Source organism: Thermus antranikianii DSM 12462, from assembly GCF_000423905.1.
GTDB classification, from domain to species: Bacteria; Deinococcota; Deinococci; order Deinococcales; family Thermaceae; genus Thermus; species Thermus antranikianii.
This window is the reverse complement of the sequence record NZ_AUIW01000001.1, coordinates 95,687-121,042: the sequence shown is the minus strand read 5'-3', so window position 1 is coordinate 121,042 and position 25,356 is coordinate 95,687. Positions and strand designations below refer to the sequence as shown.

Below are 25,356 nucleotides of genomic sequence, written 5' to 3'. Positions count from 1 at the left end.
GAGGTGAGTGGAATGAAGCGCTGGTTAAGCCTGGTCCTATTGCTGGCGGTGGCACTTCTTCTGGTCTGGGCTGGCTACCAGGGCTATGCCCGCCTCCGGGCCCTCGAGGGCCAGGTGGCCGCCTTGGAAGATCGGGTGCAGGCCCAGGAGCAAGCCCTGAAGGCCTTGGGCGATCGGGTGGCCAAGCTGGAACAGGAGGTCTTCAAGGCTCCGTCCCCACCTCTTTCCCTCCCTGAGGTGCCAAAAGCCCCAAGCGCCCCCGCCTGGCCCTATGCGGTGGGCGTGGTGGTGGTGGCGGTGCTTCTTTTCTTCCTGTTGCAGCTTCTTCGCGGTAACCGAGGAAAGGAAGGGAGCGAGGAGCAGGGATCCCTTGGCCAAGAGAACCACGAGGCCTCGCGTATGGAGAACGAGGGGGCTCCTCCCAGGAAGGGGTAGGGATGGGCTAAAGTTCCGGACAGGCAGGGATATCCCTGCCTGTCCGTTGCCACTGGCCGTAGCTAGTCCTTAAGTTTCTTTACCGCCTCGATCAAGGCGGGAAGCACCTGGTGCACATCCCCCACGATCCCGTAGTCGGCGTGCTTGAAGATGGGGGCCTCGGGGTCCTTGTTCACCGCCACGATGTACTTGCTCTTGTTCATCCCCGCCAGATGCTGGACCGCCCCGGAAACTCCCAGGGCAATGTACAGGGAGGGTTGCACGGTCTTCCCCGTCTGGCCCACCTGTTCGCTATAGGGACGCCAGCCGGCATCCACCACCGCCCGGGTGGCTCCCACAGCCCCGCCCAGGAGGGCGGCAAGCTCCTCCACTTGCTTGAAGGCCTCGGGGCCACCCATGCCCCGGCCTCCCGTGACCACCACATCCGCTTCGGTGAGGGAGACGCCTTTTTTCTCCTCCTGCACCCTCTCCAGCACCTCCACGGTGGGGACTGGGGGGATGGGAAGCGCCACCACCTGGCCCGCCTGGCCCAGGGGTTCTGCGAGGGGAGTGGTGTTGGGCTTCACCGTGAGGACCACTGGGGGAGCGGTTTTCACCTTCTGGGTCACCCGGTTCAGGTAGGCGTAACGGGTGGCGTAGACCTCGCCTCCCTCCACCCACGACTCCAGGGTGTCCTCCAGGAGCCCAGCCCTTAGGGCATAGGCCACCCGGCCCATGTAGGTGCGGCTTTGCCGGGAGGAAGGGGCAACGATGGCCTTTACCCCGGCCTTCTTGGCAGCTTCCAAGATCCCCGCCGCCCACTTCTCGGCGGTGTAGGGACCGAGCTCCGCCACATAAAGGGTTTCCACGTAACCTCGGGCTTCTTCCACAGGGGCTTGGCCCTCCGCCAAGAGCACCCCGGCCACCCCTTCCCCTAAGGCCTCAGAGAGCTTCCGGGCCCGGGTCAGGGCCTCGAGGCTTGCCTTCCTCAGCTTGTTTCCATCGTGGTCCAGAACCACCAGGATCATGGATGCCTCCTCAGATCACCTTGGCTTCCTCGTGCAGAAGCCGCACCAGCTCCTCGGCTGCCGCCACAGGATCCTTGCCGTCCAGGATCTTCTGAAGCCGGGTCTTCTCCTGGATGCTCTCCTGGAGGATTTCCACCCGGCTTGCGCCCTGAAAGGCCACCTTTTTGATCTCCTTCTTCTTGGCCTTCATGATGCCGGGCAGGGTGGGGTAGCGGGGTTCGTTCAGGCCTTGTTGCGTGGTGAAGACCGCAGGAAGCCGTACCCGTACCCACTCCGCTCCCTCGTCCAGGTCGTGCTTGGCCCTGGCGGTTTCCCCTTCCAGCTCGAGGGCCGTGGTCCAGGCCACCACCGGCACGCCCAGGGCTTCCGCCAGAGCCCCGCCCAGGGCCTGGCTATCCCAGTCCGCCTGTTGCCCGCCCGTGAGGATGAGGGTAGGGGATTCCTCCTTCAGGATGGGGGCCAGGGCCTCGGCCACGGTCACGGGATCGGCATAGCCCTCGTAAACCACGTGGATACCCCGGTCCATCCCCATGGCCAAGGCGGTGCGGATGGCCTCCTCCGTGCGCTCGGGGCCGAAGCCCACCACGATGGCCTCGCCCCCGTGCTTCTCCTTTAGGCGAAGGGCTTCCTCCACCCCGTACTCGTCCATCTGGTCCAGGATCAGGGTGGCCCCGGAAAGATCCACCCGATCCCCCTGGATCCTCAGCCTGCTTTCCCCGTCCGGTACCTGCCTGATGACCGCCACGAACTTCATCCCTTACCTCCTATTCCGCCAGGAGGTGCCTGGCGATGATGAGCCTTTGGATCTCGTTGGTGCCCTCGTAGATCTGGTTGAGCTTCACGTCCCTCAAGAGCTTCTCCACCGGGAACTCCCGCACGTACCCGTAGCCCCCGTGGATCTGGATGGCCTGGTTGGCGGCTTCAAAGGCGATCTCCGAGGCATAGGCCTTGGCGATGGCGCTGGCGTGGGCGTGGGGCAGGCCCTGGTCGGCGAGCCAGGCGGCGTAGTAGGTGTACATGCGGGCGGTTTCTATGCCGATCATCATGTCCGCCAGCTTGAACTGGATGGCCTGGAAGTTGGCGATGGGCTGGCCGAAAGCCTCCCGTTCCTTGGCGTACTTTTTGGCCTCGTCTAGGGCCCTTCGCGCCACTCCCACGCTTCCCGCCGCCACGGGGATGCGGGTTTTGTTGAGGGTGTTCATGGCGATCTTGAACCCCTCTCCCTCCTCCCCCAGGCGGTTTTGCACGGGTACCTTGACGTCCTCAAATATGAGCTCGTAGGTTCCCGAGGCCCTTTGCCCCATCTTTCCGTGGATCTTCACGGCCCTGAAGCCCGGGGTGCCCTTTTCCACCACCAGGGCCACCACCCCCTTGTGGCGTAGCTCGGGGTTCAAGGTGGCGAAGACCACCACCCACTCGGCCTCGCCCCCGTTGGAGATCCACATCTTGGTGCCGTTAAGGATGTAGTAATCCCCCTGGCGCACTGCCCTGGTCTTGAGGGCGGCGGCATCCGAGCCGTTTCCCGGCTCGCTGAGGGCGAAGGCGGCCAGGGCGGGTTTCTCGGTAAGGGGTTTGAGGAAGCGGCGCTTTTGCTCCTCATTGCCGGCTAGAAGCACGGGAGTGATCCCCAAATCGCTGGCCATGGGAATGGTGTAGATGCCCATGCAGGCGTAGGCCAGCTCTTCCCCCACGATGACCTCGTCCAGCATCTTGAGGCCCATTCCCCCGTACTCCTCGGGGATGATGGCGTTCAGGAGGCCCACCTCGTGGAGCTTTTCTATGACCGGCCAGGGCACTTCTTCCTTCTCGTCGTACTCCTGGGCCACGGGGAGGATGACCTCCTTGGCGAAGCGCCGGGCCAGGGCCTGGAGCTGCCGTTGTTCCTCGGTGAGGCTGAAGTCTATAGGCATAACCTCCTCCTTGGCGGCCTGCCAGGGGTGGGGCCGAGGGCCCGCTCTTTGACCCAGTCTAAGATTGTGCCCACCCCCTTGCAACCCCGCCCCCATGCTACCATTGGAGGCAGATGAGAACCTCGGGCCAATTGGAGATCCTTGGGCGATTCCAGCGGGCTTTATTAAGAGATCTAGAGCCTGTGCAAATACTCCGGAACCTCCTCGAGGTGGCCACGGAGGAGGGAGTGGAGCGGGCAGCCCTCTTCCTCTACCACCGGGAAACCCGGGAGCTGGTGGGGGAGGTAGCCTCGGGCCGGGGCCGCCACTACACGGTTTCCGCCATCGCCCTTCCCCTATATGCAAAAGGGCATGTGCAGGAGGCCTTTTTCGCCGAAGGTCCCGTGCAGCGGGGAGAGGAATGGCTTTTGCCGGTGGTGGGGGAGGAGGCCTCGTACTGCTGGGCCGATCCCGAGGCCCGCTGCACGGTCCGCCCCCGGGCCACCCGGGAGACCCGCTTCCTGGTCTGTCCTAGCTGCGCTTACTTTTCGCCCAAGGGGGTGTTGAGCCTGGAGGGAGTTCCCCAGGCCCTGAGGCCTCTTCTGCCCCTTCTCGCCCAGCTCACGGCCCTGGCTTTGAAAAACGGCGAACTCCTGTCGGAGCGAAACCGGGCTTTGGCCGGGCTTTCCCGCCACGCGGAGGCCCTTTCCCACGTGAGCGCCTTGGCCCGGGAGGTGGTCAAGGCCCTGGAACCCGCTGCCGTGCTGGAAACCCTGGCCCAGGCCCTTTCGGAGCGCTTCGGCTTCTTCCGGGTGACCGTGGCCCTGGTGAAGGGGGAGGAGGGCAAGGATTACCTGGAGGGCTACCTCACCGTGCGGGGAAAAGACCTTTACTGGACGGAGGGCATCAGCCGCATCCGCCTGCCTTTGGCTTCTTCCCCAGATCCCCTGGCCAAGGTGGTGCGGGAACGGAGGACCCTGGTTCTGGGAAGGGAAAGCCTGCCCCCGCACGTGGCCCAGGAGATGGGTCCAAGTGTCGCCTTTGTTCCTATTCTGGCTGAGGAAGAGGCCTTGGGGGCAGTGGCCGTGGACCACGGGCCTGGGGGGCCAGGGGTGGGTGAGGCGGAGGTGCGCTACGTGGAGCTCCTCACGGGCGTGGCGGGGGTAGCCCTCAGGAATGCCCAGCTTTACCGGGAAAAGAAGGAGCTTTCCCTGGCCTTAGCTGCGGAGCGGGGGCGGCTTTTCCAGGTGCTGGAGGAGCTTCCCGACGGGGTGGTGGTGCTTTTCGGTTCCGAGGGTTTTGCCAACGGGAAGGCCCGCCAGGCGCTTTCCGTGGGGTCCACGGTGTCCCTCGAGGACCTTCCCGCGGCCCTGGAGCCCGCCTTGGAAGGAGGGAGGCTGGAGTTCAGTCTGGGAGGGGCCGCGTATAGCGTCCGCGGAAAGCAGGTGGGGGAGATGCGGGTCTTGGTTCTCCACGACATCACCGAGCGCACCCGCATGGAGCGGGCCCTGAGGGAGCAGGTGGCCTTCACCCAGACCTTGGTGGACCTGGCCAAGGAAGCCTTGCGCCAGCCGGGGCTTGCTCCCTTGACCGAGGCCATCGTCAAGCGCCTGCAAGTCCTCTTCAGCGCGGATGAGGGGTTGCTCTTGGCGGAGGAGGGGGGTAGCCAAAGGGTGCTTTACAGCACTTGCACCCTTCCCGGACCCCTTCCCCGGCCCAACCTTCTGGAGAAAGCCCTGATGGAGGGAGAGCCGCTGGGGGCGGAGGTCCTGGAGGCCCAGGATTGCGGGGTGGCGCAGATGCTGGGCCTTAAGAGCGCCTTGGTGGTTCCCTTCCGGGCGGGAGGATTCCGGGGTGGGCTTCTGCTGGGCTTTCGGCAGGAGAGGCGCTTTCCTGATAGACTTCTCTCCCGCCTGGTTCAAGTGGGGACCCTGCTGGCTTTGGTGTTGGAAAAGGCCCGCTTTTTGGAACTGGTGGAGGCCGAGGAGGAGCGCCTTAAGGCTCTTTTGGAGCACTCCCAGGACGTGGTTTACGTGCTGGATGGGGAAGGGCTTATCCGTTATGTGAGCGCCAGCGTGCGCCCGGTGCTGGGCTATGACCCCGAGGGGTACAAGAAGGCTCCCTTGAGGGCCTTGGACTTCGTCCACCCCGAGGACCGGGGGATAGCGGAGGCCCTATTCCGCGAGCTTTTGCGCCACCCAGGGGAGGTGCGCACCGGGGAGTTCCGGGTCCTTCACGCGGACGGCACCCCGATTCCCGTGGAGGCCTGGGGGCGGAACCTTCTGGCTGACCCCCGGGTGCAGGGGGTGGTGGTGGACCTGCACGACCTGCGCCCCAGGCTGGAGGCCGAGCGGCTTAAGGGGGAGTTCATCGCCGCCGTAAGCCACGAGCTCCGCACCCCTTTGGCGGTGATCATGGGCCTAGCCGAGCTTCTTCGGGAGGAGGGGCTTTCCCCCTCAGCCCAGGAATCAGCGGACCTCATCCTGGAAAGCGCCTTCCGGCTCAAGACCATGGTGGATAACCTTCTGGATACGAGCCGCCTCGAGGCCGGCCGCTTTGAGGTGAGCCGAAGACCCGTGAACCTGAGGCCCCTTCTTCAGGACTTAGCCAGGAGCTTCCAGGGCGTGGCCCGGCTTTCCGGGGTGGAGTTCCAGGTGGCTTTGGAGGAGCTTCCCCTTTTGGAGGCGGACCCCGACCGGGTGGTTCAGGTGGTGGGAAACCTCCTTTCCAACGCCTTCAAGTTCACCCCGCCGGGCGGGCGGGTCTACCTTCGGGCCCGGCAGGAAGGGGACAAGGTGGTCCTGGAAGTGGAGGACACGGGCCCCGGCATTCCCGAGGAGGAGCTTTCCAAGCTCTTCCAGCGCTACGCCCGGGCCAAGAACGCCCAGACCCGGGGGGTTTCGGGCACGGGGCTTGGCCTTTTCATTTCCAAGCACATCGTGGAGGCCCATGGGGGCCGGATTGAGGTGGAAAGCGAGGAGGGAAAAGGAAGCCTCTTTAGGGTTATCCTACCCCTATATGGCCCGCATCCTTCTGGTTGAGGACGAACCCTTGGTGGCCCATATGGTGCGCCGCATTCTGGAGCGGGCTGGGCACCAGGTGGACTGGGCCTCTTCCGGCCAGGCGGCCTTGGAGAAGCTTTCCGAACCCTACGATCTCGTGGTGTGCGATCTGGTGATGCCCGGGGTATCGGGCCTCGAGGTGATCCAGAGGATGCGGGCCTTGGGTCTTTCCACGCCCATTCTGGCCCTTTCCGCCAGCGTTTCCGAGAAAAGCCGGCGGGAGGCCCTCGAGGCGGGGGCGCAAGCCTTCCTGGGCAAGCCCTTTGAAACCCAGACCCTGTTGGCTCAGGTGGACCGGCTGTTGGCCCGGGAAGAAGGGTAACGGCTCTTCGGACGGCCTGAATAGCCTGGGGCGGGCTGGTGTATACTTATACGCGAAAAGGGGGAAGGTATGAGGCGGAGGCGGTTTCTCAAAGGAGTGGGGGTGGGTTTGGCGGCAAGCTTTTTCTACTCGGCTTTTGCCCAAGCCACCCCGCAGGTGCGCTGGCGGCTTGTTTCCAGCTACCCCAGGAGCCTGGATACCCTCTATGGCGGTGCCGAGGATTTGGCCAAGCGGGTGGCAGAACTCACCGGCGACCGTTTCCAGATCCGGGTTTACCAGGCGGGGGAGATTGTGCCCGGGGGCCAGGTGCTGGATGCAGTCCAGCAGGGCACGGTGGAGGCGGGCCACACCTATGGCCCTTTCTATGTGGGAAAGAACCCCACCCTGGCCTTTGACGGGGGCGTGCCCTTTGGCATGACCTACCGGCAGCACAACGCCTGGATGCGGTATGGTGGCGGTTTGGAGCTCCTGCGCGCGGTCTATGCCGATTTCGGGGTGATCCAGTTCCCTGGAGGAAACACCGGGGCCCAGATGGGAGGATGGTTCCGCAAGGAGATCAAGACCCTGGCGGACCTTAAGGGCCTAAGGATGCGCATTCCTGGCCTTGGAGGGCTGGTGATGGGGCGGCTTGGGGTGGTGCCCCAGACCCTGGCCGCCGGGGATATCTACCCGGCCCTGGAGCGGGGCACCATCGACGCCACCGAGTTCTCAGGCCCCTACGACGACGAGAAGCTGGGCTTTTACAAGGTGGCCCGCTACTACTACTACCCCTCCTTCTGGGAACCCAGCGCCCAGCTTTCCTTCCTGGTTTCCCAAAGGGAGTGGCAGAGGCTTCCCAAGGAGTTCCAGGAGGCTTTCCAGGTGGCAGCGGCGGAGGTCAACCTCACCATGATGGCCAAGTACGATGCCCAGAACCCTCCAGCCCTGAACCGCCTTCTCAAGGCAGGGGTGCGCCTGCGCCGCTGGCCGGGGGAGATCATGAAGAAGGCCCTCGAGGAAGCCCGGGCCTTGTACGAGGAACAGGCGGCCAAGGACGCCACCTACCGCAAGGTGTATTCCGCTTACTGGGCCTTCCGCAACGAACAGTACCGCTGGTTCTCCGTGGCCGAGCTGGGCTATGAGAGCTTCGCCTTCCCCACCGTTTGAGGAAACGTGGGGAGGGTTCTCAATCCAGCTTTTCCAGGCGCACCGCCGCCACCTTGTACTCGGGGATGCGGCTGAAGGGATCCAGGGCGTCCGTAGTGAGGCGGTTGGCGGGGGCTTCGGCAAAGTGGAAGGGAGCGTAGACCACTCCTTCGGGGGTGCGGTCGGTAACCCAGGCCCGGGCCCGGATCCGGCCTCGGCGGCTCACCACCTGGATGATCTCCCCATCCCCTATACCCAGTTTCTGGGCGTCCTTGGGGTTCACCTCCACCTTGAGTTCGGGGTAGGCTTCCTTGAGTTGGCTGTTGCGGCTTAGGGTGCCCCCGTGCCAGTGGAAGAGGACCCGGCCGGTGGAGAGGGTAAAGGGGTACTCCTCCGAAGGGGTTTCCGCCGGAGGGGTGAAGTGCACGGGGAAGAAACGGGCCTTCCCCGAGGGGGTGTTGAAGCGCTCTCGGAAAAGCACCGCTTCGCCGGGATGGTCCTCGTGGGGGCAAGGCCAGCGGACGCCCTCGCTTTCCAGGCGGCGGTACGTGATCCCGCCCATCATCTCCGGAATGGCCCGGCGGACCTCCTCCCAGATGGCCTCGGGGCCGGGGTAGAGTGCCCAAGGACGGCCCAAGGCCTGGGCCAGGCGCTTGCCCAGCTCCTGGACGATCCACCAATCGGGCCGGGCCTCCCCTGGGGGGTCCAGCAACTTCCGAATCCTCTGGACCCTGCGGTCGGTGTTGGTGAAGGTTCCGTCCTTTTCCAGGAAACTGGCCGCCGGCAGGACCACGTGGGCAAAGGAGGTGGTTTCGTTTTCCAGGATGTCCTGCACCACAAGGAAGGGGAGGGCCTCCAGCTTGGCCTTCAGGTGGTCCTGGTAAGGCTCGCTGGTCACGGGATCCTCCCCGATGAGGTAGATGGCCTCCACCTCGGGGATTCTCTCGAAGACCTCGGTCATGCGTAGGCCCGGCTTGGGGTTCAACTCCACCCCCCAGAGGGCCTCAAAGCGTTTCCTTGCTGCTTGGTCCGACACCTTCAGGTACCCGGGGAGGACATCGGGCAGCGCTCCCATGTCCCCTGCCCCTTGCACGTTGTTCTGGCCTCGCAAGGGGTTGAGGCCCGCTCCCTCCTTACCCACCTTGCCCGTGAGAAGGGCCAGGTTTACCAGGGCTTGGGCGGTGGCAGTCCCTTTGGTGTGCTGGGTGACTCCCATGGCCCAGTAAGCCCCCGCCCTCTTTGTGGTGGCGTAAAGCCGGGCGGCTAAGGCGATTTTCTCCTTTTCCACCCCGGTGATGCGCTCGGCTTCCTCCAAGGTATAAGGCTCCAAGGAGGCCTGCCACTCGGCGAAGCCCTCGGTGCGCTCCTCCACGTACCCTTGGTCCCAGAGGCCTTCCTCGAGGATATAGCGGGCCATGGCGTTCAGGAGGAAAAGGTCGGTACCCGGGCGTATCCGTAGCCACAGGGTGGCGGCCTCGGCCATGCCGGTGTAACGGGGGTCCACCACGATGAGCCCTGCTCCCTGCCGCACCCTCTTCTTGATCATGGCCCCGATCACGGGGTGGGTTTCCGTGGTGTTGGAGCCCACCACCAGGAAGAGGTCGGTTTTCCAGATGTCCTCTATGGGATTGGTCATGCTGGCCCCGCCCAGGGAACGGGAAAGGGCCACGGTGGAGGAGGAGTGGCAAAGCCTGGAGCAGTGGTCCACGTGGTTGGTGGAGAGGAGAGCGCGAGCCAGTTTCTGCGTAAGATAGACCTCCTCGTTGGTGGTCTTGGCGGAGGGGAAGACGGCGATGGCCTCGGGGCCTCGCTTTTTCAGCACGGCGAGAAGCTTGCTTGCTGTGTAATCCAGGGCCTCGTTCCAGCTAACCCGGCGGAAGGCCTGGCGGCGGTCTTCCCGCACCATGGGGTAGAGGAGGCGCTTTCCCGAGAAGGGAAAGTCCAGGCCGAAGCGGCCTTTCACGCAGAGAGCCCCGTGGTTAGGGGGGATGTCGGGGGCGAGCACCCGGAGGATGCGGCCCCCTTGGATCTCGGGCTCCACCTGGCAACCCACACCGCAGTAAGGGCACGTGGTACGCATCCTACACCTCCATGCTCAAGGGTCTGAGGGCCCCTGTGGGACAAACCTGGATGCAGTTGCCGCAGAAGACGCAGGGGGTTTCGGGAAGGGGCCGGTCCAGGGGGGTGGTGGGGTGGGCCATGAGGCCCCTCCCCTCCAGGGTGAGGGCGTACACCCCCATGATCCCGTCCCCGCAAGCGTCCACGCAACGGCGGCAGTTCACGCACTTGGCGTAGTCCCTCAGGAAGAAGGGGTTGTCCCGGATAGGCTTCCGTTCCCTTCGGCTCAGGGATACGCTGCCCCAACGCTGGGGTTGGCCCTGATGGGCCTTCAGGAGCTCTAAAAGGGAGGGGGCCTGGCTCAGGTCTGTGGTCAGGGCTAGCCATTCCAGGAGGGTTCGACGGAGGATTCGGAGGTCTTCCGTGTCCGTTCTCACCTCCATGCCCTCCTGGGCCTGGGTAGCGCAGGCGGGAAGCAGGCGGCCGTCCACCTCCACCAGGCAGAGGCGGCAAAGCCCCCGGGTTTCCGTGTGGGGATGGTAGCACAGGTGGGGAGGATCCGTGATCTCCAGGAGGAGGGTTCCTTCCTGGACCTCCACCTCTTGTCCGTTCACCTTAAGCCGCACCTTCCACCTCCAACAGGCTTTGGTAGGCCCAGTAGGCGGACTGGCCTAGGCCGCACAGGCTTCCCTTGAGGGCCTGTCCCAGGTGGTGAACCAGGTCCCGGTTCCTTTCCCGCCGCCTCACCATCTCCACCTGCACCGCCGTGCCCAAAGGACAGGGGAAGCACTTCCCGCAGGACTCCTCCCGGAAAAACTCGGCCAGGCCCAAAAGGACTTCCCACAGGTCCACCTCCTTTCCGAAGGCCACGATGGCGCCGGCTCCCAAGGGAAGCCTACCCTTGTAGCGCAAAGGGAAGGCGAAATCGCGGGTAAACACCCCTGCGGCTCCGCCCAGGAGCACGGCCTTCAGCCCCTCTGGCTCGCCTTCAGCTTTCCGTAAGGCGTCTTCCAAGGATGTTCCCAGGGGAAGCTCGTAAAGCCCCGGCTTGGCCACGTCCCCGGTAATGGAGAAGAGCTTGGGTTCCTTTTGACGCCAGGTTCCCGGGCCCTCCCTAAGGATCAGGGGCAGGTTGGCCAGGGTTTCCACGTTTTGCACCAGGGTGGGCCTTCCCCACAGGCCTCTTTCCACGGGAAAAGGGGGCTTTAAGCGGGGCTCGGCCCTCTTGCCCTCCATGGACTCCAGAAGGGCGGTTTCCTCGCCGCAGATGTAGAGGCCCCCGCTGGTAAAGACCTGCGTGGGAACGGGAAGGAGGCCAGCTTCCTCAAGTTGGTGGATGGCTTTTTCCAGGCCCAGGATGGCGGCTTCGAACTCATCCCGCACGTAGAGGAAGACCTGGCTTGCCCCAATGGCCAGGGCGGCCAAAAGCGTTCCCTCCAGGACCAGGAAGGGATGGTGCTCCAGGAGGAAGCGGTCCTTGAAGTTGCCCGGTTCCGATTCGTCGGCGTTCACCACCAGATACCTGGGGGGCTCCCCCCGGGCCACGGCCCGCATCTTGATGTGGGCGGGAAAGGCGGCTCCTCCCCGGCCCAGGAGTCCAGCCTCCTCCACGGCCTTGAGGATGGCCTCCGGGGCTAGGAGGTTTTTCAGGGCCCTCCGCAAGAACACCAACCCTCCCAGCGCTTCATACTGGTCAAGTTCCAGGATGGGTTCGGGAGGGAGAAGCCGGTTCCCATGCCCTAGGGCGAAGGGGAGGCGAAACTCCTTAAAGGGGATGAGCCGGCCTTCCCATTCCACATAGCGTTTCTCCCCTTCCACCCGCACGTGGATGGGGGAGAGGGCCTCGAGGCCCAAGGGAGGATGGGTTCCGTCGGCTCCCTCTAGGAGGCGGGCGAATCCCCGGGCCCGGGCCACGGGATCGTCCACCAGGAGCCTTCCCTGGGGCAGGCCCCGGTACCGGGGGTAGTAGCGCACCACCCCCCAGGCCTGGGCCAGGGGTATCCCGGCAAGCCGGGCCGCCTCGGCCACCTTCTCCTCGCTTAGGGGAAGGCGGGCATCCAGGAGGGGGAGGAGGCTTGGCTTTTCCATGCCCTTAGCTTACCTGGCCGAGGGGGCTAGGCCGGTCAAAGGATGCGGAGATGGGGAAAACGGGAGAGGAGGTGGTTTTGGAAACCTTCCATGCGGTCTTCGGGCACCAGGGCCACCACCGCCCCGCCGAACCCTGCTCCCGTGAGCTTGGCCCCATAGGCCCCGGCCCTCAGGGCTTCCTCCACCAGGGCGTCCAGTTCCGGGAGGCTCACCCCATAGTCTTGGGAGAGGGAGCGATGGCTTTGCACCATCAGTTCGCCGAAGGCCCGGGCGTCCCCTCTTCGTAGGGCTTCTACCCCCCTTAGCACCCGGAGGTTCTCTCCCACGATGTGCCGCGCCCTTTTGTCCAAGGGGGAGGGAAGGCTCTCCACCAGGCAAAGGTCCCCGATGTCCCTAAGGCTTCGCACCCCAAGCCGCCTGGCTGCCTCCTCCGCTTCCTTGCGCCTTTCGTTGTACCCGGCGCTGGCCAGGCGCCGCTTTAAGCCCAGGTCTAGGACGGCCACCCGGCTCCTTGGAGGAAGGGGTAGGTTCTCGTGTTCCAGGGTCCGGGTGTCCAGGAAAAGGGCCTTGCCCACCTCGCCCAGGCTGGCGGCCATCTGGTCCATGATGCCGCAGCGCACCCCCACGTACTCCACCTCCGCCTTCTGGCCCAAAAGGGCGATTTCCTTGTCGGAAAGGGGCAGGCGGTAGAGGATGCGCAGGGCCTTTAGCGCCGCCACCTCGAGGGCCGCCGAGCTGGAAAGCCCCGCCCCTATGGGTACCCTGCTCCGCACGTAAAAGCGAGCCCCGGGAACCTCGTACCCCGCCTCCCTCAGGGCCCAGACCACCCCCAGGAGGTAGTCCAGAAAGTCCCCTTGGGCCGGGCTTTCCAAAGGCCGGGCCCTGAGCTCCTTGAGCTCCTCGCTGTAGGCCTCTACCCGGCCCTCCCCTTTGGCGGCCTCCACTTGGGTGAAGTAGGGGAGGGGGGTGGGAAGGACGTAGCCCTCCTGATAGTCGGTGTGCTCCCCCAAGAGATTCACCCGCCCCGGGGCCTGGGCGCTGGCCTCGGGCAGGGTGCCGAAGACTTCTTTAAACCCCATGCCTCCATTATGGGCATAGAGCCTTAAGGTTATGGTCCAGTAAATCCAGATAGGTGGGCACCTTTCGGTCCAGGGTGTCGGTATAGAGGACGACGATGCGGGCTCCCAGGGCCTCAGCCAGGGCCTTGAGGGCGGTTCCCTGGAACTGGGGTTCGGCCAGGACCAGCTTTACCCCCTCCCGGCGCGCTCGCTCCAGGAGCGTGAGGAAGGTCCGGCTTCCCGCCTCCTGCACCCCCGAGGCGGTGAGGCTACCCACCACCTGGAGGCCGTACCGGCGGGCAAAATAGGCGAAGGCATCGTGCTGGGTGACCACCTTGAGGCCCTTTAGGTTGCAGGCTTGGAAGGCCTTATCGCGCTTTTCCACCTCCGCCCTAAAGCGCTTTAGGTTGGCCTGGTAGATGGCCTTTCCTTTGGGGTCCAGCTGGGCGAGTTCCTGGGCGATGCGCTCGGCATAGCGCAGGGCGTAGGTGGGGTCCAGCCAGAGGTGGGGGTTGCAGGGGCCGTGGGCGTGCTCCCGTTCCTCCAGGCTTTCCTCTTGGTGTTCCTCCTGGCAGATGAGGCTGGGTTGCCCTTCCGCCAGCTTCACCACCCGGGCGCCTTGGGGGAGGAGGCGTTGCAGCTTGGGCAAGAAGGCCTCGAGGCCGAGGCCGTTGGCGAAGAGAAGGCGGCTTCGGGCCAGGTTTTTGGCGGTGCTGGGGGTGGGTTCAAAGGTGTGGGGGTCGGCCCCTGGGGGGACCACGCTTTCTACCTTGACCCGGTTCCCCCCCACCTGGGACACCAGGTCGGCCAGGAGGGGGGTGGTGGCCGCCACCTGCACCTGGGCCCAGGCTTGGGAAAGGAGAAGGAGCAACAGGGCTAGCCGTGGCATAAGGTAATGATAAACCATTATCGTTATAGCCGCAAGCCCCCTTGGGCCGTGCAAGAGCTTATGGAGGGGCGGGTATACTCAGGGGGAGATGAACCTAAAAGCCCTCCACAAGAAGCACGTCCTTACCCCCTGGGTGGCCCAGGCTTCCCTTAACCCCCCCTTGGTGGTGCGGGGGGAGGGAGTCTGGCTGTACGACGAGGAGGGGCGGCGCTACCTGGACCTTTCCAGCGGCCTGGTGGCCTTGAACCTGGGCCATGGCCACCCTAGGCTGGTGCGGGCCATTGCCGAGCAGGCGGCCACCTTGGCCTATGCGGCCCCTAGTCTTTTCCACGATAAGCGGGCCCTTCTCGCCAAGGCCTTGTCCGACCTTTCTCCCTGGCCCGAAGGAGCCAGGGTCTTTTTCACCCCCTCGGGTACCGAGGCCAACGAGGACGCCCTGAAGTTCGTGCGCCACCTCACCGGCCGCTTCAAGGTCCTTGCCGCCTACCGGTCCTTCCACGGGGCCACCCACGCCTCCGCCAGCCTTACCGGGGAAAACCGCCGCTGGCCTTCCGAACCGGGCACTGCCCCCGGGGTAGTCCACTTCTTCGCTCCCTATCCCTACCGGAGCCCCTTTTACACGGAAGACCCCAGGGAGGAAACCACCCGGGCCCTGGACCACCTGGAGAGGGTTCTCCTCCACGAGGATCCCAAGCGGGTGGCGGCCATCTTCCTGGAGCCCGTGGTGGGCTCCAATGGCGTCATCGTCTACCCGGAAGGGTACCTCGAGGGGGTGCGGGCCCTTTGCGATCGACATGGCATCCTTTTGGTCTTTGACGAGGTGATGACCGGCTTCGGGCGTCTGGGAGCAGCCTTTGCCGCCCTGCGGTTTGGCGTGGTTCCCGACCTCATCACCTTTGCTAAGGGGGTCACCTCCGCCTACGTGCCCTTAGGAGGGGTGCTCGTGCGGGAAACCCTGGCCCGTTACTTTGACGAAAATCCCTTGCCTACGGGACACACCTACTCTGGTCATCCCTTGGCGGTGGCGGCGGGGCTGGCTTCCCTCCAGGTCTACCGAGAGGAAGGCATCTTCGAGCGGGTTTTGGCCATGGAGGGTTTCTTCCAGGAAAGCCTTAAGGCCCTAAAGGACCGGCATCCCGTGGTGGGGGATGTCCGGGGGCTTGGGGCCTTTTACGCCGTAGAGCTGGTCCGGGACCGGGGCACCAAGGAACCCCTTTCTCCCTGGCATGCTCCCTTTAGCCCTGCCATGCAGGCCCTACAAACGGCTTTGTGGCAGGAGGGGGTTTACCTCCTGGTCAAGCACAACATCCTGGTGGTGGCTCCACCCCTCACCATAAAGGAGGAGGAGTTCTTGGAAGGTGTGGAGCGCCTTTCCCGCGCCCTCAAGCAGGTGGAGGTTGGGGCTTTGGGCTAACCTGGAAGGGTGCGGCGGCTAGAGGAGCTTTTTCCTTTCCTGGCCTCCCTCGAGGGGAGGCCTTACCCTTTTTACAAGGATCTAAAGGGAACCTGGAGGGGTGAGGGGTTTGACCTGCGCTTTGTCCACGTGCAGGGGGATCCCTTCGCCACCCCAAGCGTTGTGGAGGTGCGCTACCCTGCCAAGGCCGTGGAGGGACTTCGGATCTACCGCCACCCCATGGGCCGGGTAGCGGTGGAGGACTTCCTCCTCAGGTCCCTCAAGGCCCGGTTCCGCCACCTGCCCTTTTGCGGGGGGAGCGGGCACTCGGGGAGGGTCTTTGTAGAGGTGGAAAGCCCCAAGGTGTTGCGGCGGGCTGGAGCCCATCTTGGCCAAGAGGCGCTTTACCTGCGTTTCCGGGTGGGGCTTCCCGCCTCGGGCCGAAGGATTTTGGGTAAGGAGGCGGAGAGGCTTTTCCGGGCCCTGGTGGAGCACCTTCGGGGGTTTCTGTGGGAACTGGATGGGAGGGCCCTGGTATCCCAGGTCCAGCAGGTGGAGGACTTTGCCTATATTCAGGAGAGCCTTCCCCAAAGGGGCCTGGTGGCCTTCGTGGGGGATGGGGCCATCCTTCCCCGGGAAAGCGGGGTAAGCCAGAAGCCCTTAAGGGGGGCGGTTCCCTTCCAAAGCCCCCCTTCCTTGCGGGTTTCCTTCCGCGTACCCCACAAGGGTGAGGTCTTTGGGATGGGCCTCCCCCAGGGCCTCACCCTTATCACCGGCGGAGGCTTCCATGGGAAAACCACCCTCCTCGAGGCCTTGGTTCACGGGGTCTATCCCCATATTCCCGGGGATGGGCGGGAGTGGGTGGTGACCCATGCCCTGGCCCAGAGGGTCCAGTCGGAGGATGGCCGAAGCGTGAAGGGCGTGGATCTAAGGCCCTTCGTGCACGACCTTCCCCTGGGCCAGGACACCTCTTTCTTCTCCACGGAGGATGCCTCGGGGTCCACCAGCCTGGCGGCCGCCATCCTGGAGGCCCTGGAGCTGGGTGCCCGGGTGCTTCTCTTGGACGAGGATACCTCTGCCACCAACCTCCTGGTGCGGGATGCCCGTATGCAGGCCCTGGTGCGGCGGGAAACCCTCACCCCCCTTTTGGACCGGGTTCAGGACTTTAAGGCCAGGGGGGTGAGCCTGATCCTGGTGGTGGGCGGGGTGGGGGACTACCTGGACCTGGCAGACACGGTCTTGCTTCTGGAGGAGTACCGGCCGAGGGAGGCCACCCTGGAGGCCAAGGCCATCGCCCAAGCCCATCCCACGGGGCGGGCTTTTGGCGAGCCTCGGTATCCCCTTGCCGTGGCTTCCCGGGCTCCCTTGCCCGAAAGCTTTGATCCCAGGCGGGGCAGGAAGGCCCGGGTGAAGGGTCGGGGCCTCAGGGAGCTGGTCTACGGGGAGGAGGTGGTGGACCTATCCGCCTTGGACCTTTTTGAAAACGCCCAGGTGCGGGCTTTGGGGGCATGGCTCCAGCGGCTTTGGCGGCAGGCGGACGGCAAAACTCCTTTGCGGGAGCTGGTGGAGGAGGTACTGGGAAGGGTAGAGGACCTTTTTTCCCTGGAAGAGGCCCCTGAGGTAGCCGAAGTGCGCTCTTTGGAGCTGGGGGCAGCGGTGAACCGGCTTCGCTCCCTGGAGGTGCGGCGGGCGGCGGAGTAAGCTGGAAACCATGTGGAGGTCTTTGCGGGTTGACCTTTTGAACAAGCGGGTTTATTGGGAGGAGGTTTCTCCTGAGGAGGCGGCCCATGGCGGCCGCTACCGCACGGGGCGGCTTCTTCTGGAGCGGGAGGCCTACCGCATGGATCCCCTTTCCCCAGAGAATCCCCTGGTGTTCGCCGTAGGTCCCCTGGCGGGAACGGGGTTTTCCAACGCCAACCGCACCAGCGTGGGTACGCGAAGCCCCCTTACCCTGGGCATCAAGGAGGCCAACGGGGGCGGCACCTTCGGTTACGCCCTGGGCCAGATGAAGCTTTCCCACCTGGTCCTGGAGGGGGCAAGCCCCGACTGGGTGGTCCTCCGCATCACCCGGGAGGGCCAGGTCTTTTTTGACCCGGCGGAGGACCTCCTGGGCCTCGGGAACTTTGAGGCGGCGGCCAAGCTGTTTGCCGCCTACGGCAGGAAGATCGCCTTTGCCCTTTTGGGGCCGGTGGGGGAGTACCTGGGCCTCCTTTCGGGCATCGCCTTTTCGGACATCGACGGCAGGCCTTCCCGCCTGGCGGCCCGGGGAGGCGTGGGGGCGGTGATGGGAAGCAAGCGGGTCAAGGCCATCGTGGTGGAGGTGCCGGGGAAGGTGGAGGTCTGGGACAAGCCCAAGGTCACCGGGGCCATCCGCCGCTATGCGGAGCTTTTGCGCCAGGACCCCTTGGTGATGAAGTTCTACAACGCCATCGGCACCATGGGAATGGCGGACTTCCAGAATGCCTTCGGGGGACTGCCGGTGAGGAACTTTCGCCAGGGCCAGCTCGCCTCCCCGGAGGAGTTCCGCATGGGCGGCCAGTACATCGCTCCCCTCAACAAGGCTCGGGGAGGGAAACACACCCACGCCTGCATGCCTGGATGCGTGATCCAGTGCTCCAACGTCATCGTGGACGAAAAGGGAGAGGAGGTGGTTTCCCCCCTGGAGTACGAGACCATCGGCCTTATGGGCACCAACTGTGGCCTCACCGATCCGGACCAGCTCGCCCGCCTCAATCGCCTGGCCAACGACCTGGGGGTGGACACCATAGAAACCGGGGCCACCTTGGCCCTTTTCATGGAAAAGGGAGAGGCGGACTGGGGGGACTATGCCTTCATGGAGGCCAGGCTCAAAGCCCTCTACACTCCAAGTGAGGAGGCCCGCTTCCTGGCCCAAGGCACCGCCCGGGTGGGGGAGGCGCTTGGGCTTAAGCGGGTTCCCGTCATCAAGCGTCAGGCCATCAGCGCCTACGATCCCAGGGTGGTGGAGGCCACGGGGATCACCATGATGATCACCGCCCAGGGGGCAGACCACACCGCGGGGAATGCCCCGCGCCTGGAAACCCGGGCCATGCCCGTGGAGGAGATCCTCGAGGCCAGTTATCAGGCCCAGGTGAACGCCGCCGCCAACGACGCCCTGGGCCTTTGCGTCTTCGGGGGAAGCGTCACCAACAAGCAGGTGGAGTTCGTGGTGGAAAGCCTAAACGCCGCCCTGGGCACGAACCTGACCCCTGCCTTCTGGCGTGAGCTTGGGGAGGGCGTTTTGCGCCTGGAACATCGCTTTAACCACCTGGCGGGCTTCACCCACCAGGATGACCGCCTCCCGGGCTTCTTCTATGAGGAACCCCTTCCGCCCAAGGGCTACACCGCCCGCTTCCGCCCCGAGGACCTGGCGCCCCTTTACGAGAGGCTTGACCAGGGGTCGTAAAGCTCAGGCCTTTGGGCGGAGGGGGGAAGGGTTTCCCCTTTAAGGAAGCGGCGGGTGTAGAGCTCCGCAAGCTCGGGGAAGGGTTCGGCGGCCACCTTCTCCAAGGCGTAGACCGTCACCGCGTCCGCCAAAGCCCTAAGGGCCTCCTTGGCATACCAGGGTCCTTCCTCTTGCAGCTTCTTGAGGATCTTGTGCGCCTCGGCCTGGGCCCTTGGGCTTTCCCCTAGCATGTCCAAGAGGGGCTCGTGGGCGCGCTTCTTGAGGATGGCCTCCAGCATGTCCAGGGCCTGGATGTTGGCGGGGCCCTCCCAGATAGGGGTGATGAGGGCTTCCCGGTGCCAGCGGGCCACCCCGTACTCCTCCAGGAAGCCCAGGCCCCCGAAAAGCTCCATGGCAAGGGCGGTGATGGCGCTGGCGTGCTCGGCGGTGCGCCCCTTGGCCAGGTGGGAGAGGAGGCGGGCCAGGTGATAGCCCTCGCTGTAGGGGGGCCGCTCTTCCCAGGCTTGGTCAAAGGCCTGGATGGCCAGAAAGGCCAGGGCGGTGCCTCCCACCTGCCTTAGGCGCATCTCCAGGAGGTCGTGCTGAATGAGGTCGTGCTGGAGGAGGATCTTCCCGAAGGCTGTCCGCCTCCTTACCCGGAAGAGGGCCTCGAGGTGGGCTTTCTTGGCGATGCCCATGGCGGCGGCCGCATTGGCCAGCCGGCTCACCGTTAGGTTTTCCAGGGTGTAGTAAATGCCTTCCTCCAGCTTGCCGATGGGGTAGGCCAGGCTTCCTTCTAGTTCCACTTCCCCCGAGGGCACAGCCCGGGTGGCCAGCTTTTCCTTAAACCGGCGCACGGTAAAGTTCAGCCTCCCCTCCACCTCCCGTGGCAGGAGGAAGAGGCCAAGGCCCTTGGGGCCGGCCGGGGCTCCCTCCGGCCTGGCGGTGACGATGGCATAGTCGGCCAGGCCCGCCCCTGAGGCGAAGTACTTATCCCCCTGGTAAAGGCGGTAGGCGTTTCCCTCCCGCCGGGCCACGGTGCGGTTGGCCCCCAGGTCGCTTCCTCCCTGGATCTCCGTCATCCAGGTGGCGCCGAAGGCCGGGCCGTAGAGGAGTTCCCGCTTCACCGCTTCGTGCTCAGGGGCGTACTTGTGGAGGGCGTAGGCCACCTGGTGGGTGATGGTGAGGATGCAGTAAAGCCCTCCATCCGCCAGGAGGTACCCGAAAGCGTAGTGGAGGGGCCAGCCCCGGCCCTCATAGGCGGGGCGGATCATGGGGCGGAGCTTCTCCAAGAGGGTCTTTTGCGCAGGGGAGAGGAGGGCCCGGTCTATACGGTTCCCATCCAGATCGTGCATTTGGAGGCGGGGCAGGGCATCCTGGTCCACGTGATGGGCCACCTCTAAAACCTCTTCCCCTACCAGCTTCCCGAAGGCGGAGAGCTCCTCCTGGGGGAGGCCGGGGGCAAAAGTGTCTAATATCGCTTTTAGGTCCGGGTCAAGCTTATAGTGATCCTCGCCCTGGCTGTAAAAGCGTGCCCTCATGGTTTCCTCCGAGTCCCAGGCTAATCCCGGAAGGGGGGTGCGTCAAGATGAGGTGGCCTGCGTCTCGTGGCCCTGGTCTTCCTGCCGGGCCCCACGCTTTTGGGAGGCCTTGGGCCCCGGCCTTCGCTAGAGTGAAGGGGTGGACGGGTTCTACCTGGCCTTTGGCGAGGGGCTTTCCGAGGAGGCCAACCGCATGGCCCAGGCCCTGGCCGGCCTTCTTCTAAAGGCTCCCCCTGAAGGGCTTTGGGAGGCGGTTCCCGCCTACGGCACCCTGTACCTGGAGTACGATGCCAGGCGGCTTTCCCGGAAACGGCTCCTTGGGCTTGTTTCCCGCCTCGCCACCACCTTGGCTGGGGGTGGGGAGGAAGGCAGGATGGTGGAGATCCCCGTGCGCTACGATGGGGAAGATCTCTTGGAGGTGGCCGGGCGCACGGGGCTTCCCCTGGAGGAGGTGAAACGCCTGCACCAGGTACCCCTTTACCGGGTCTATGCCCTGGGGTTTACCCCCGGGTTTCCCTTTTTGGCCCCGGTGGAACCGGCCTTGCGCCTGCCCCGCCGCCCCCACCCAAGGCCCAGGGTGCCGGCCCATGCGGTGGCCATGGCCGGGCCCCAGACGGGCATCTACCCTCTGCCTTCCCCTGGAGGGTGGCATCTTTTGGGCACCGCCTTGGTGGCGGTCTACGATCCCCATCGGGAGGAACCCTTTCTCCTTAGGCCAGGGGACCGGGTGCGCTTCCGGGAAGCCGAGGGTTCCACTCCCCCGGAGCCCAACCCCTTGGCCCTACTTCCCGAGGAGCCCAGGATTCCTGCCCTGCGGGTGGAGGAGCCGGGTCTTCTGGACCTGGTGGTGGATGAGGGAAGGTTTCTGGCGGGCCACCTGGGCTTGGCCCGTTCCGGGCCCTTGGATCCCTACTCCGCCTCCCTGGCCAACCGCCTGGTGGGGAATCCCCCGGGCGCACCCCTTTTGGAGGTGGCCTACCGGGGTCCGGTCCTCACTGCTCTTAGGGATTTGGTGGCGGCGGTGGCAGGGTATGGGCTTACCGCCCTCCTGGAGGGGGAAGAGATTCCGCCGGGCCAGAGCTTTTTCTGGCCTAGGGGCAAAACCCTCTCCTTTCGGCCCAAGGGCCGGGGGGTCAGGGTTTACTTGGCGGTGGCGGGAGCCCTCGAGGGCCGTTCCTTTATGGGTTCCGTGTCCCCGGACCTCCGGGGCAGGATCGGCCGTCCGTTAGAGGCGGGGGATGTCTTGGGTCTGGGGGAGGAAAGGGCCGTGCGGCCGGGACTCGCCTTCCGGCAAAGGCCCTTGCCGGAAGCCTTTCGCCTCCGTCTCCTTCCCGGGCCCCAGTTTTCCTGGGAAGCCTTTAGGGCTTTGGTTTCCGCCTCCTTCCAGGTGGTGCGGGCGGACCGGATGGGCGTGGAGCTCCTGGGGCCGGAGGTACCTGGGGGGGAAGGGCTTTCCGAGGCCACGCCCTTGGGAGGTATCCAGGTGCCGCCTTCTGGGCGCCCCCTGGTGCTTTTGGTGGATAAGGGGAGCCTTGGGGGCTATGCCAAGCCAGCCAGGGTTCATCCTGGAGATCTCTGGCTTTTCGGCCAGGTGTGGCCGGGAGTAGAGTTAACGTTCACATGCGAGCTTCATCGTGAAAGGCAGCACATAGCTCCCATCCTGGCCTGGGAAGGCTAGAGGAAGCCTCACACCGCTTCCACCACCATGGCGATTCCCTGACCCACGCCGATGCACATGGTAGCCAGGCCGAACTGGACTTTTTGTCGGTGCATTTCGTGGAGCAGGGTGGTGAGGATGCGGGCTCCGGAGGCTCCCAGGGGGTGTCCGAGGGCGATGGCCCCGCCGTTGGGGTTGAGGCGGGGGTCTTCCATGTCCAGGCCCCACTCTCTGAGCACGGCGAGGCTTTGGGCGGCGAAGGCTTCGTTGAGTTCGATCAGGCCGATGTCCTTTAGGGAGAGGCCTGCTCGTTCCAAGGCTTTTTGGGTGGCGGGCACTGGCCCGATGCCCATGATTCTGGGGGGAACACCGGCCACGGCGATGCTCCGCACCCGGGCCAGGGGGGTGAGGCCGTGGGCCTTGGCGTAGGCATCGGAGACCAGGAGGACGGCGGCGGCTCCATCGTTGAGGGGGCTGGAGTTTCCTGCGGTGACGGTGCCTCCTTCGCGGAAGACGGGTTTGAGCTGGGCCAGTTTTTCGAGGGAGGTATCCCTTCTTGGTCCCTCATCCACTTCTACGCGGACTTCCTCTTTTCCGCGCTTTACGGGCACGGGGACCACTTCTTTGGCGAATCGGCCCTGGTCCCAGGCGCGGATGGCTTTTTGGTGGGAGAGGAGGGCGAAGCGGTCCTGTTCTTCCCGGGGGATCTTGTACATTTCTGCCAGGTTTTCGGCGGTTTCCCCCATGCTTTCTGTGCCGTAGAGGGCCTGCATTTTGGGGTTAATGAGCCGCCAGCCCAGGGTGGTGTCGTACATTACCTGGTTGCCGGTGGGGAAGGGTTTATCTGGTTTGGGGACCACGAAGGGGGCCCGGGACATGGACTCTACGCCGCTGCCGATGTAGACATGGCCTTCTCCTGCCCAGATGGCCCGGGCGGCCTGGGCGACGGCTTCCAGGCCGGATCCGCAGAGGCGGTTTACGGTGCAACCTGCTACTTTTACGGGGAAGCCGGCCAGGAGGAGGGCCATGCGGGCCACGTTGCGGTTGTCTTCTCCGGCTTGGTTGGCGCAGCCGGCGTAGACGTCCTCTACTTCCTCCTTGGGGACGCCGCTTCGTTCCATGAGGGCGGAGAGGGTGAGGGCCAGGAGATCGTCGGGGCGCACGGTGGCCAGGGCTCCCCCGTGCTTGCCGATGGGGGTTCTGAGGGCTTCCACAATCCAGGCTTCAGGCATGGGACCTCCCTACCGACCGTTCGGTAACAGTGTAGGGGAGCTGGGAAGGAAAGTCAATGCTGTTGAGGAGAGGAAAAGCACAAGCCAGTTTAATCGTGAACAATAACACAAACAAGGAAGGCTACCCACCATAGACCGCCTGCACTTCCTCCACCAGGCTCCTCACCTCTTCAACCGGCAGCCGGCAGGCTCCTTCCCGGCACAGGTAAGCCTTTCCAGGCTCCCGCCCGCGAAGGCCTGGAAGAGCATCCGCTGGCCCCACCACCAACTGGGTAAGGGGTAGGTAGAGCTCCCGTACCGACTCCAGAATCGGGGAGGGCGTAGGAAGGGCAAGCTCCGTTCCTTCCTTAAGGAGGCGGTGAACCAGGAGCAAGCCAGGGAGGGCGTGGGGGTGGCGCTCAAGCCACAGGGCCCCTTCCTCCAAAAGCAACTGGGCCCGCCTTCGGTAGTCACCGCCAAAGGCGGCCTGCAAGCGCCAGAAGGCCTCGGCCAGGGCGCTTTTGCCAGAGGGAAGGGTGGTTTCCTCCACCTCCTTGGCGGGAAGGGGAAGGGATTTCAGGGCGGGACGGGTACTTGGTCCCTCAAGACCCTCCCCTTGAAAGACCTCCCAGGCTGCCTCCGCCAAGGACCTTGCCTTCTCCAGATAAGGCCACTCGCCGGTGGCGGTGTAAAGCTCCAGTAAGGCCAAGGCGGTAAAGCTTTGGTCTTGGAGGAAAGCCTCTTCCCCCAGGGCCCCGGCCCGCCACACGTGGCGCACAAGGCCGTCCTTGCCCATGGTCTCCACCAGGAAGTGACTCCCTCGCCGGGCCGCCATCAAGTAGCGGCCGTCCCTTAAAAGCCTGCCCGCCTCGGCCAAGGCCCGCACCGCCAAGGCAGACCAGTCGGCTAAGACCTTGTCGTCCAAGTTGGGGGGCATACGGCGCCGTCTCGAGGCAAGAAGCCTAGCCCGGAGGCCCTCCCGCCAGACCGCAAAGCCTTCCCCCAGCTCCCTCTTTACCTCTTCCTCACCCCAGGCGGTAAGCACGTACCTAGGAGATTCTCCTCCCTCCAGGAGCGGGGCCTTCCCCAGGGCAAAATAGCGGTGGGCCAGGGGGTAATCCTCCCTCAAGGCTGCCTGGAGCTCGTCCGGGGTCCAGGTGTAGTAGCGTCCTTCCTCCCCCTCGCTTTCCGCATCCAAAGCTGTGTAGAACCCTCCCTGGCCAGGGCTTTGCATGGAGAGAAGCCAGTCCAGGGTTTCCCGAGCCACCCTGAGAAAAAGGGGGTCAGCGAAGACCCGGTAAGCCCCCAGGTAGACCCGGGCCAGGAGGGCGTTGTCGTAAAGCATCTTTTCAAAGTGGGGGAGGTACCAGAAGCGGTCCACGGCGTAACGGTGGAACCCCCCACCCACCTGGTCGTAGACCCCACCCAGGGCCATGGCCCTCAGGGTCTTATAGAGCATCCCGCGGGCCTCCTCCTTGCCCCGCCAGGCCAAGGCCAGGAGATAAAGGAGGAGGTTACCTTGGGGAAACTTGGGTGCGGGAAGAAACCCACCCCACTCCGGGTCAAAGGAGCGGGCAAGAAACTGCAAAGCTTTTTCCTCCACATCCTGGGGCACGGGTCCGGGAGGGGGAGTAAGGCTTCGCCAAAGAGCCTGGGAAAGGCGTTCCGCCTCCCTTAATATGGCCTCCCGTTCCTCCCGCCAGGCCTGGGCTACCGCCAGAAGGACCCGTTTGAAAGAGGGGAGACTCGCGCGGTCTTCCCTGGGGAAATACGTTCCCCCGAAGAAGGGCTTCCCCTCCGGGGTGAGGAAGAGGCTCATGGGCCAACCCCCCTGGCCGGTGAGGCTGATGAGGGCCCGCATATAGGCGGCGTCCACGTCAGGCCGTTCCTCCCGGTCTACCTTCACCGGGATGAAGTGCCGGTTGAGGATCCCCGCCACCTCGGGGTCTTGAAAGGACTCCCGGTGCATCACGTGGCACCAGTGGCAGGCGCTATACCCCACGGAGAGGAAGATGGGTTTATCCTCCTGCAGAGCCGTGGTAAAGGCTTCCTCCCCAAAGGGGTACCAGTCCACGGGGTCTTCCGCATGCTGGAGGAGATAAGGGCTTCGGGAATCCCGGAGGCGGTTGGCCATACCCTTTAGGCTAGCCGGTCAGGGGAGGGCACACAGGTAGTCATCTCACACGGCATACCGTGCTGGTGGAACGTCACCGGTGGC

19 protein-coding genes are annotated in these 25,356 nt (G+C 64.7%); 8 read left to right on the top strand and 11 right to left on the bottom strand.

Annotated elements, in window-relative coordinates; translation table 11 throughout:
- The first annotated feature begins 12 nt into the window (after window positions 1-12).
- Window positions 13-435, top strand: a complete 423-nt coding sequence (locus G584_RS0100585) for a hypothetical protein (protein ID WP_028492878.1) — start codon at window positions 13-15, stop codon at window positions 433-435.
- Between the two features lie 62 nt (window positions 436-497).
- Here G584_RS0100585 and G584_RS0100580 read toward each other — a convergent pair whose 3' ends face one another.
- Genes G584_RS0100580 through G584_RS0100570 form a run of 3 tightly spaced genes read right to left on the bottom strand, consistent with a single transcriptional unit; the run spans window position 498 to window position 3,352 of the window.
- A complete protein-coding gene (locus G584_RS0100580; protein WP_028492877.1) occupies window positions 498-1,442 on the bottom strand; it encodes an electron transfer flavoprotein subunit alpha/FixB family protein in 945 nt (314 codons plus the stop codon).
- 10 nt (window positions 1,443-1,452) lie between these two features.
- Window positions 1,453-2,196, bottom strand: a complete 744-nt coding sequence (locus G584_RS0100575; protein ID WP_015717196.1) for an electron transfer flavoprotein subunit beta/FixA family protein — start codon at window positions 2,194-2,196, stop codon at window positions 1,453-1,455.
- A 10-nt stretch (window positions 2,197-2,206) separates the two neighbouring features.
- Entirely contained in the window at window positions 2,207-3,352 is a 1,146-nt protein-coding gene (locus tag G584_RS0100570; protein ID WP_028492876.1) for an acyl-CoA dehydrogenase family protein, read from the bottom strand.
- A gap of 113 nt (window positions 3,353-3,465) precedes the next feature.
- Here G584_RS0100570 and G584_RS0100565 point away from each other — a divergent pair, with 113 nt between their 5' ends.
- From G584_RS0100565 to G584_RS0100555, 3 genes are all read left to right on the top strand, one after another.
- A complete protein-coding gene (locus tag G584_RS0100565; protein ID WP_028492875.1) occupies window positions 3,466-6,372 on the top strand; it encodes an ATP-binding protein in 2,907 nt (968 codons plus the stop codon).
- On the top strand, window positions 6,350-6,715 hold the full coding sequence (locus G584_RS0100560) for a response regulator transcription factor (protein WP_028492874.1): 366 nt from the start codon (window positions 6,350-6,352) through the stop codon (window positions 6,713-6,715). Before G584_RS0100565 ends, G584_RS0100560 begins: the two co-directional genes overlap by 23 nt.
- Before the next feature lie 69 nt (window positions 6,716-6,784).
- Complete coding sequence (locus tag G584_RS0100555) at window positions 6,785-7,861, top strand: TRAP transporter substrate-binding protein (RefSeq protein WP_028492873.1); 1,077 nt, start codon at window positions 6,785-6,787, stop codon at window positions 7,859-7,861.
- A gap of 19 nt (window positions 7,862-7,880) precedes the next feature.
- On the opposite strand, the gene fdhF is transcribed toward G584_RS0100555, so the two are convergent.
- From fdhF to G584_RS0100530, 5 genes are read right to left on the bottom strand one after another with little or no spacing between them, the layout of a single operon-like run.
- Entirely contained in the window at window positions 7,881-9,920 is a 2,040-nt protein-coding gene (gene fdhF, locus G584_RS0100550; protein WP_028492872.1) for a formate dehydrogenase subunit alpha, read from the bottom strand.
- 1 nt (window position 9,921) lies between these two features.
- A complete protein-coding gene (locus G584_RS0100545; RefSeq protein WP_028492871.1) occupies window positions 9,922-10,524 on the bottom strand; it encodes a 2Fe-2S iron-sulfur cluster-binding protein in 603 nt (200 codons plus the stop codon).
- Window positions 10,514-11,986 carry an NADH-ubiquinone oxidoreductase-F iron-sulfur binding region domain-containing protein gene (locus G584_RS0100540; protein ID WP_028492870.1) on the bottom strand — a complete coding sequence of 491 codons (1,473 nt, stop codon included), beginning with the start codon at window positions 11,984-11,986 and terminating at the stop codon, window positions 10,514-10,516. Before G584_RS0100540 ends, G584_RS0100545 begins: the two co-directional genes overlap by 11 nt.
- Window positions 11,987-12,021: 35 nt before the next feature.
- Window positions 12,022-13,065, bottom strand: a complete 1,044-nt coding sequence (gene galK, locus G584_RS0100535; RefSeq protein ID WP_028492869.1) for a galactokinase — start codon at window positions 13,063-13,065, stop codon at window positions 12,022-12,024.
- 7 nt (window positions 13,066-13,072) lie between these two features.
- Window positions 13,073-13,933, bottom strand: a complete 861-nt coding sequence (locus G584_RS0100530) for a metal ABC transporter substrate-binding protein (RefSeq protein ID WP_028492868.1) — start codon at window positions 13,931-13,933, stop codon at window positions 13,073-13,075.
- 88 nt (window positions 13,934-14,021) lie between these two features.
- On the opposite strand from G584_RS0100530, the gene G584_RS0100525 reads away from it, so the two are divergent.
- The 3 genes from G584_RS0100525 to G584_RS0100515 are packed head-to-tail and all read left to right on the top strand — an operon-like array spanning window position 14,022 to window position 18,750.
- Window positions 14,022-15,347: an aminotransferase class III-fold pyridoxal phosphate-dependent enzyme gene (locus tag G584_RS0100525; protein ID WP_028492867.1), complete on the top strand. Its 1,326-nt coding sequence runs from the start codon at window positions 14,022-14,024 to the stop codon at window positions 15,345-15,347.
- Between the two features lie 9 nt (window positions 15,348-15,356).
- Window positions 15,357-17,027: an ABC-ATPase domain-containing protein gene (locus G584_RS0100520; protein ID WP_028492866.1), complete on the top strand. Its 1,671-nt coding sequence runs from the start codon at window positions 15,357-15,359 to the stop codon at window positions 17,025-17,027.
- A gap of 10 nt (window positions 17,028-17,037) precedes the next feature.
- Complete coding sequence (locus G584_RS0100515) at window positions 17,038-18,750, top strand: aldehyde ferredoxin oxidoreductase C-terminal domain-containing protein (RefSeq protein ID WP_028492865.1); 1,713 nt, start codon at window positions 17,038-17,040, stop codon at window positions 18,748-18,750.
- On the opposite strand, the gene G584_RS0100510 is transcribed toward G584_RS0100515, so the two are convergent.
- The gene (locus G584_RS0100510) at window positions 18,723-20,270 is read right to left on the bottom strand and encodes an acyl-CoA dehydrogenase family protein (RefSeq protein WP_028492864.1); all 1,548 of its coding nucleotides are present in this window, start codon (window positions 20,268-20,270) and stop codon (window positions 18,723-18,725) included. The genes G584_RS0100515 and G584_RS0100510 overlap by 28 nt on opposite strands.
- 139 nt (window positions 20,271-20,409) lie before the next feature.
- On the opposite strand from G584_RS0100510, the gene pxpB reads away from it, so the two are divergent.
- On the top strand, window positions 20,410-21,948 hold the full coding sequence (gene pxpB, locus G584_RS0100505; protein WP_028492863.1) for a 5-oxoprolinase subunit PxpB: 1,539 nt from the start codon (window positions 20,410-20,412) through the stop codon (window positions 21,946-21,948).
- Window positions 21,949-21,956: 8 nt separating this feature from the next.
- On the opposite strand, the gene G584_RS0100500 is transcribed toward pxpB, so the two are convergent.
- Window positions 21,957-23,159: a thiolase family protein gene (locus G584_RS0100500; protein ID WP_028492862.1), complete on the bottom strand. Its 1,203-nt coding sequence runs from the start codon at window positions 23,157-23,159 to the stop codon at window positions 21,957-21,959.
- A gap of 121 nt (window positions 23,160-23,280) precedes the next feature.
- The gene (locus G584_RS0100495; RefSeq protein ID WP_028492861.1) at window positions 23,281-25,272 is read right to left on the bottom strand and encodes a thioredoxin domain-containing protein; all 1,992 of its coding nucleotides are present in this window, start codon (window positions 25,270-25,272) and stop codon (window positions 23,281-23,283) included.
- Window positions 25,273-25,356: the final 84 nt, after the last annotated feature.

Excerpts from the sequence above, each read along its gene's own strand:
- G584_RS0100585 (WP_028492878.1), top strand. The coding sequence starts at position 13 with ATGAAGCGCTGGTTAAGCCTGGTCCTATTGCTGGCGGTGGCACTTCTT.
- G584_RS0100580 (WP_028492877.1), bottom strand. The coding sequence starts at position 1,442 with ATGATCCTGGTGGTTCTGGACCACGATGGAAACAAGCTGAGGAAGGCA.
- G584_RS0100575 (WP_015717196.1), bottom strand. The coding sequence starts at position 2,196 with ATGAAGTTCGTGGCGGTCATCAGGCAGGTACCGGACGGGGAAAGCAGG.
- G584_RS0100570 (WP_028492876.1), bottom strand. The coding sequence starts at position 3,352 with ATGCCTATAGACTTCAGCCTCACCGAGGAACAACGGCAGCTCCAGGCC.
- G584_RS0100565 (WP_028492875.1), top strand. The coding sequence starts at position 3,466 with ATGAGAACCTCGGGCCAATTGGAGATCCTTGGGCGATTCCAGCGGGCT.
- G584_RS0100560 (WP_028492874.1), top strand. The coding sequence starts at position 6,350 with ATGGCCCGCATCCTTCTGGTTGAGGACGAACCCTTGGTGGCCCATATG.
- G584_RS0100555 (WP_028492873.1), top strand. The coding sequence starts at position 6,785 with ATGAGGCGGAGGCGGTTTCTCAAAGGAGTGGGGGTGGGTTTGGCGGCA.
- fdhF (WP_028492872.1), bottom strand. The coding sequence starts at position 9,920 with ATGCGTACCACGTGCCCTTACTGCGGTGTGGGTTGCCAGGTGGAGCCC.
- G584_RS0100540 (WP_028492870.1), bottom strand. The coding sequence starts at position 11,986 with ATGGAAAAGCCAAGCCTCCTCCCCCTCCTGGATGCCCGCCTTCCCCTA.
- galK (WP_028492869.1), bottom strand. The coding sequence starts at position 13,065 with ATGGGGTTTAAAGAAGTCTTCGGCACCCTGCCCGAGGCCAGCGCCCAG.
- G584_RS0100530 (WP_028492868.1), bottom strand. The coding sequence starts at position 13,933 with ATGCCACGGCTAGCCCTGTTGCTCCTTCTCCTTTCCCAAGCCTGGGCC.
- G584_RS0100525 (WP_028492867.1), top strand. The coding sequence starts at position 14,022 with ATGAACCTAAAAGCCCTCCACAAGAAGCACGTCCTTACCCCCTGGGTG.
- G584_RS0100515 (WP_028492865.1), top strand. The coding sequence starts at position 17,038 with ATGTGGAGGTCTTTGCGGGTTGACCTTTTGAACAAGCGGGTTTATTGG.
- G584_RS0100510 (WP_028492864.1), bottom strand. The coding sequence starts at position 20,270 with ATGAGGGCACGCTTTTACAGCCAGGGCGAGGATCACTATAAGCTTGAC.
- G584_RS0100500 (WP_028492862.1), bottom strand. The coding sequence starts at position 23,159 with ATGCCTGAAGCCTGGATTGTGGAAGCCCTCAGAACCCCCATCGGCAAG.
- G584_RS0100495 (WP_028492861.1), bottom strand. The coding sequence starts at position 25,272 with ATGGCCAACCGCCTCCGGGATTCCCGAAGCCCTTATCTCCTCCAGCAT.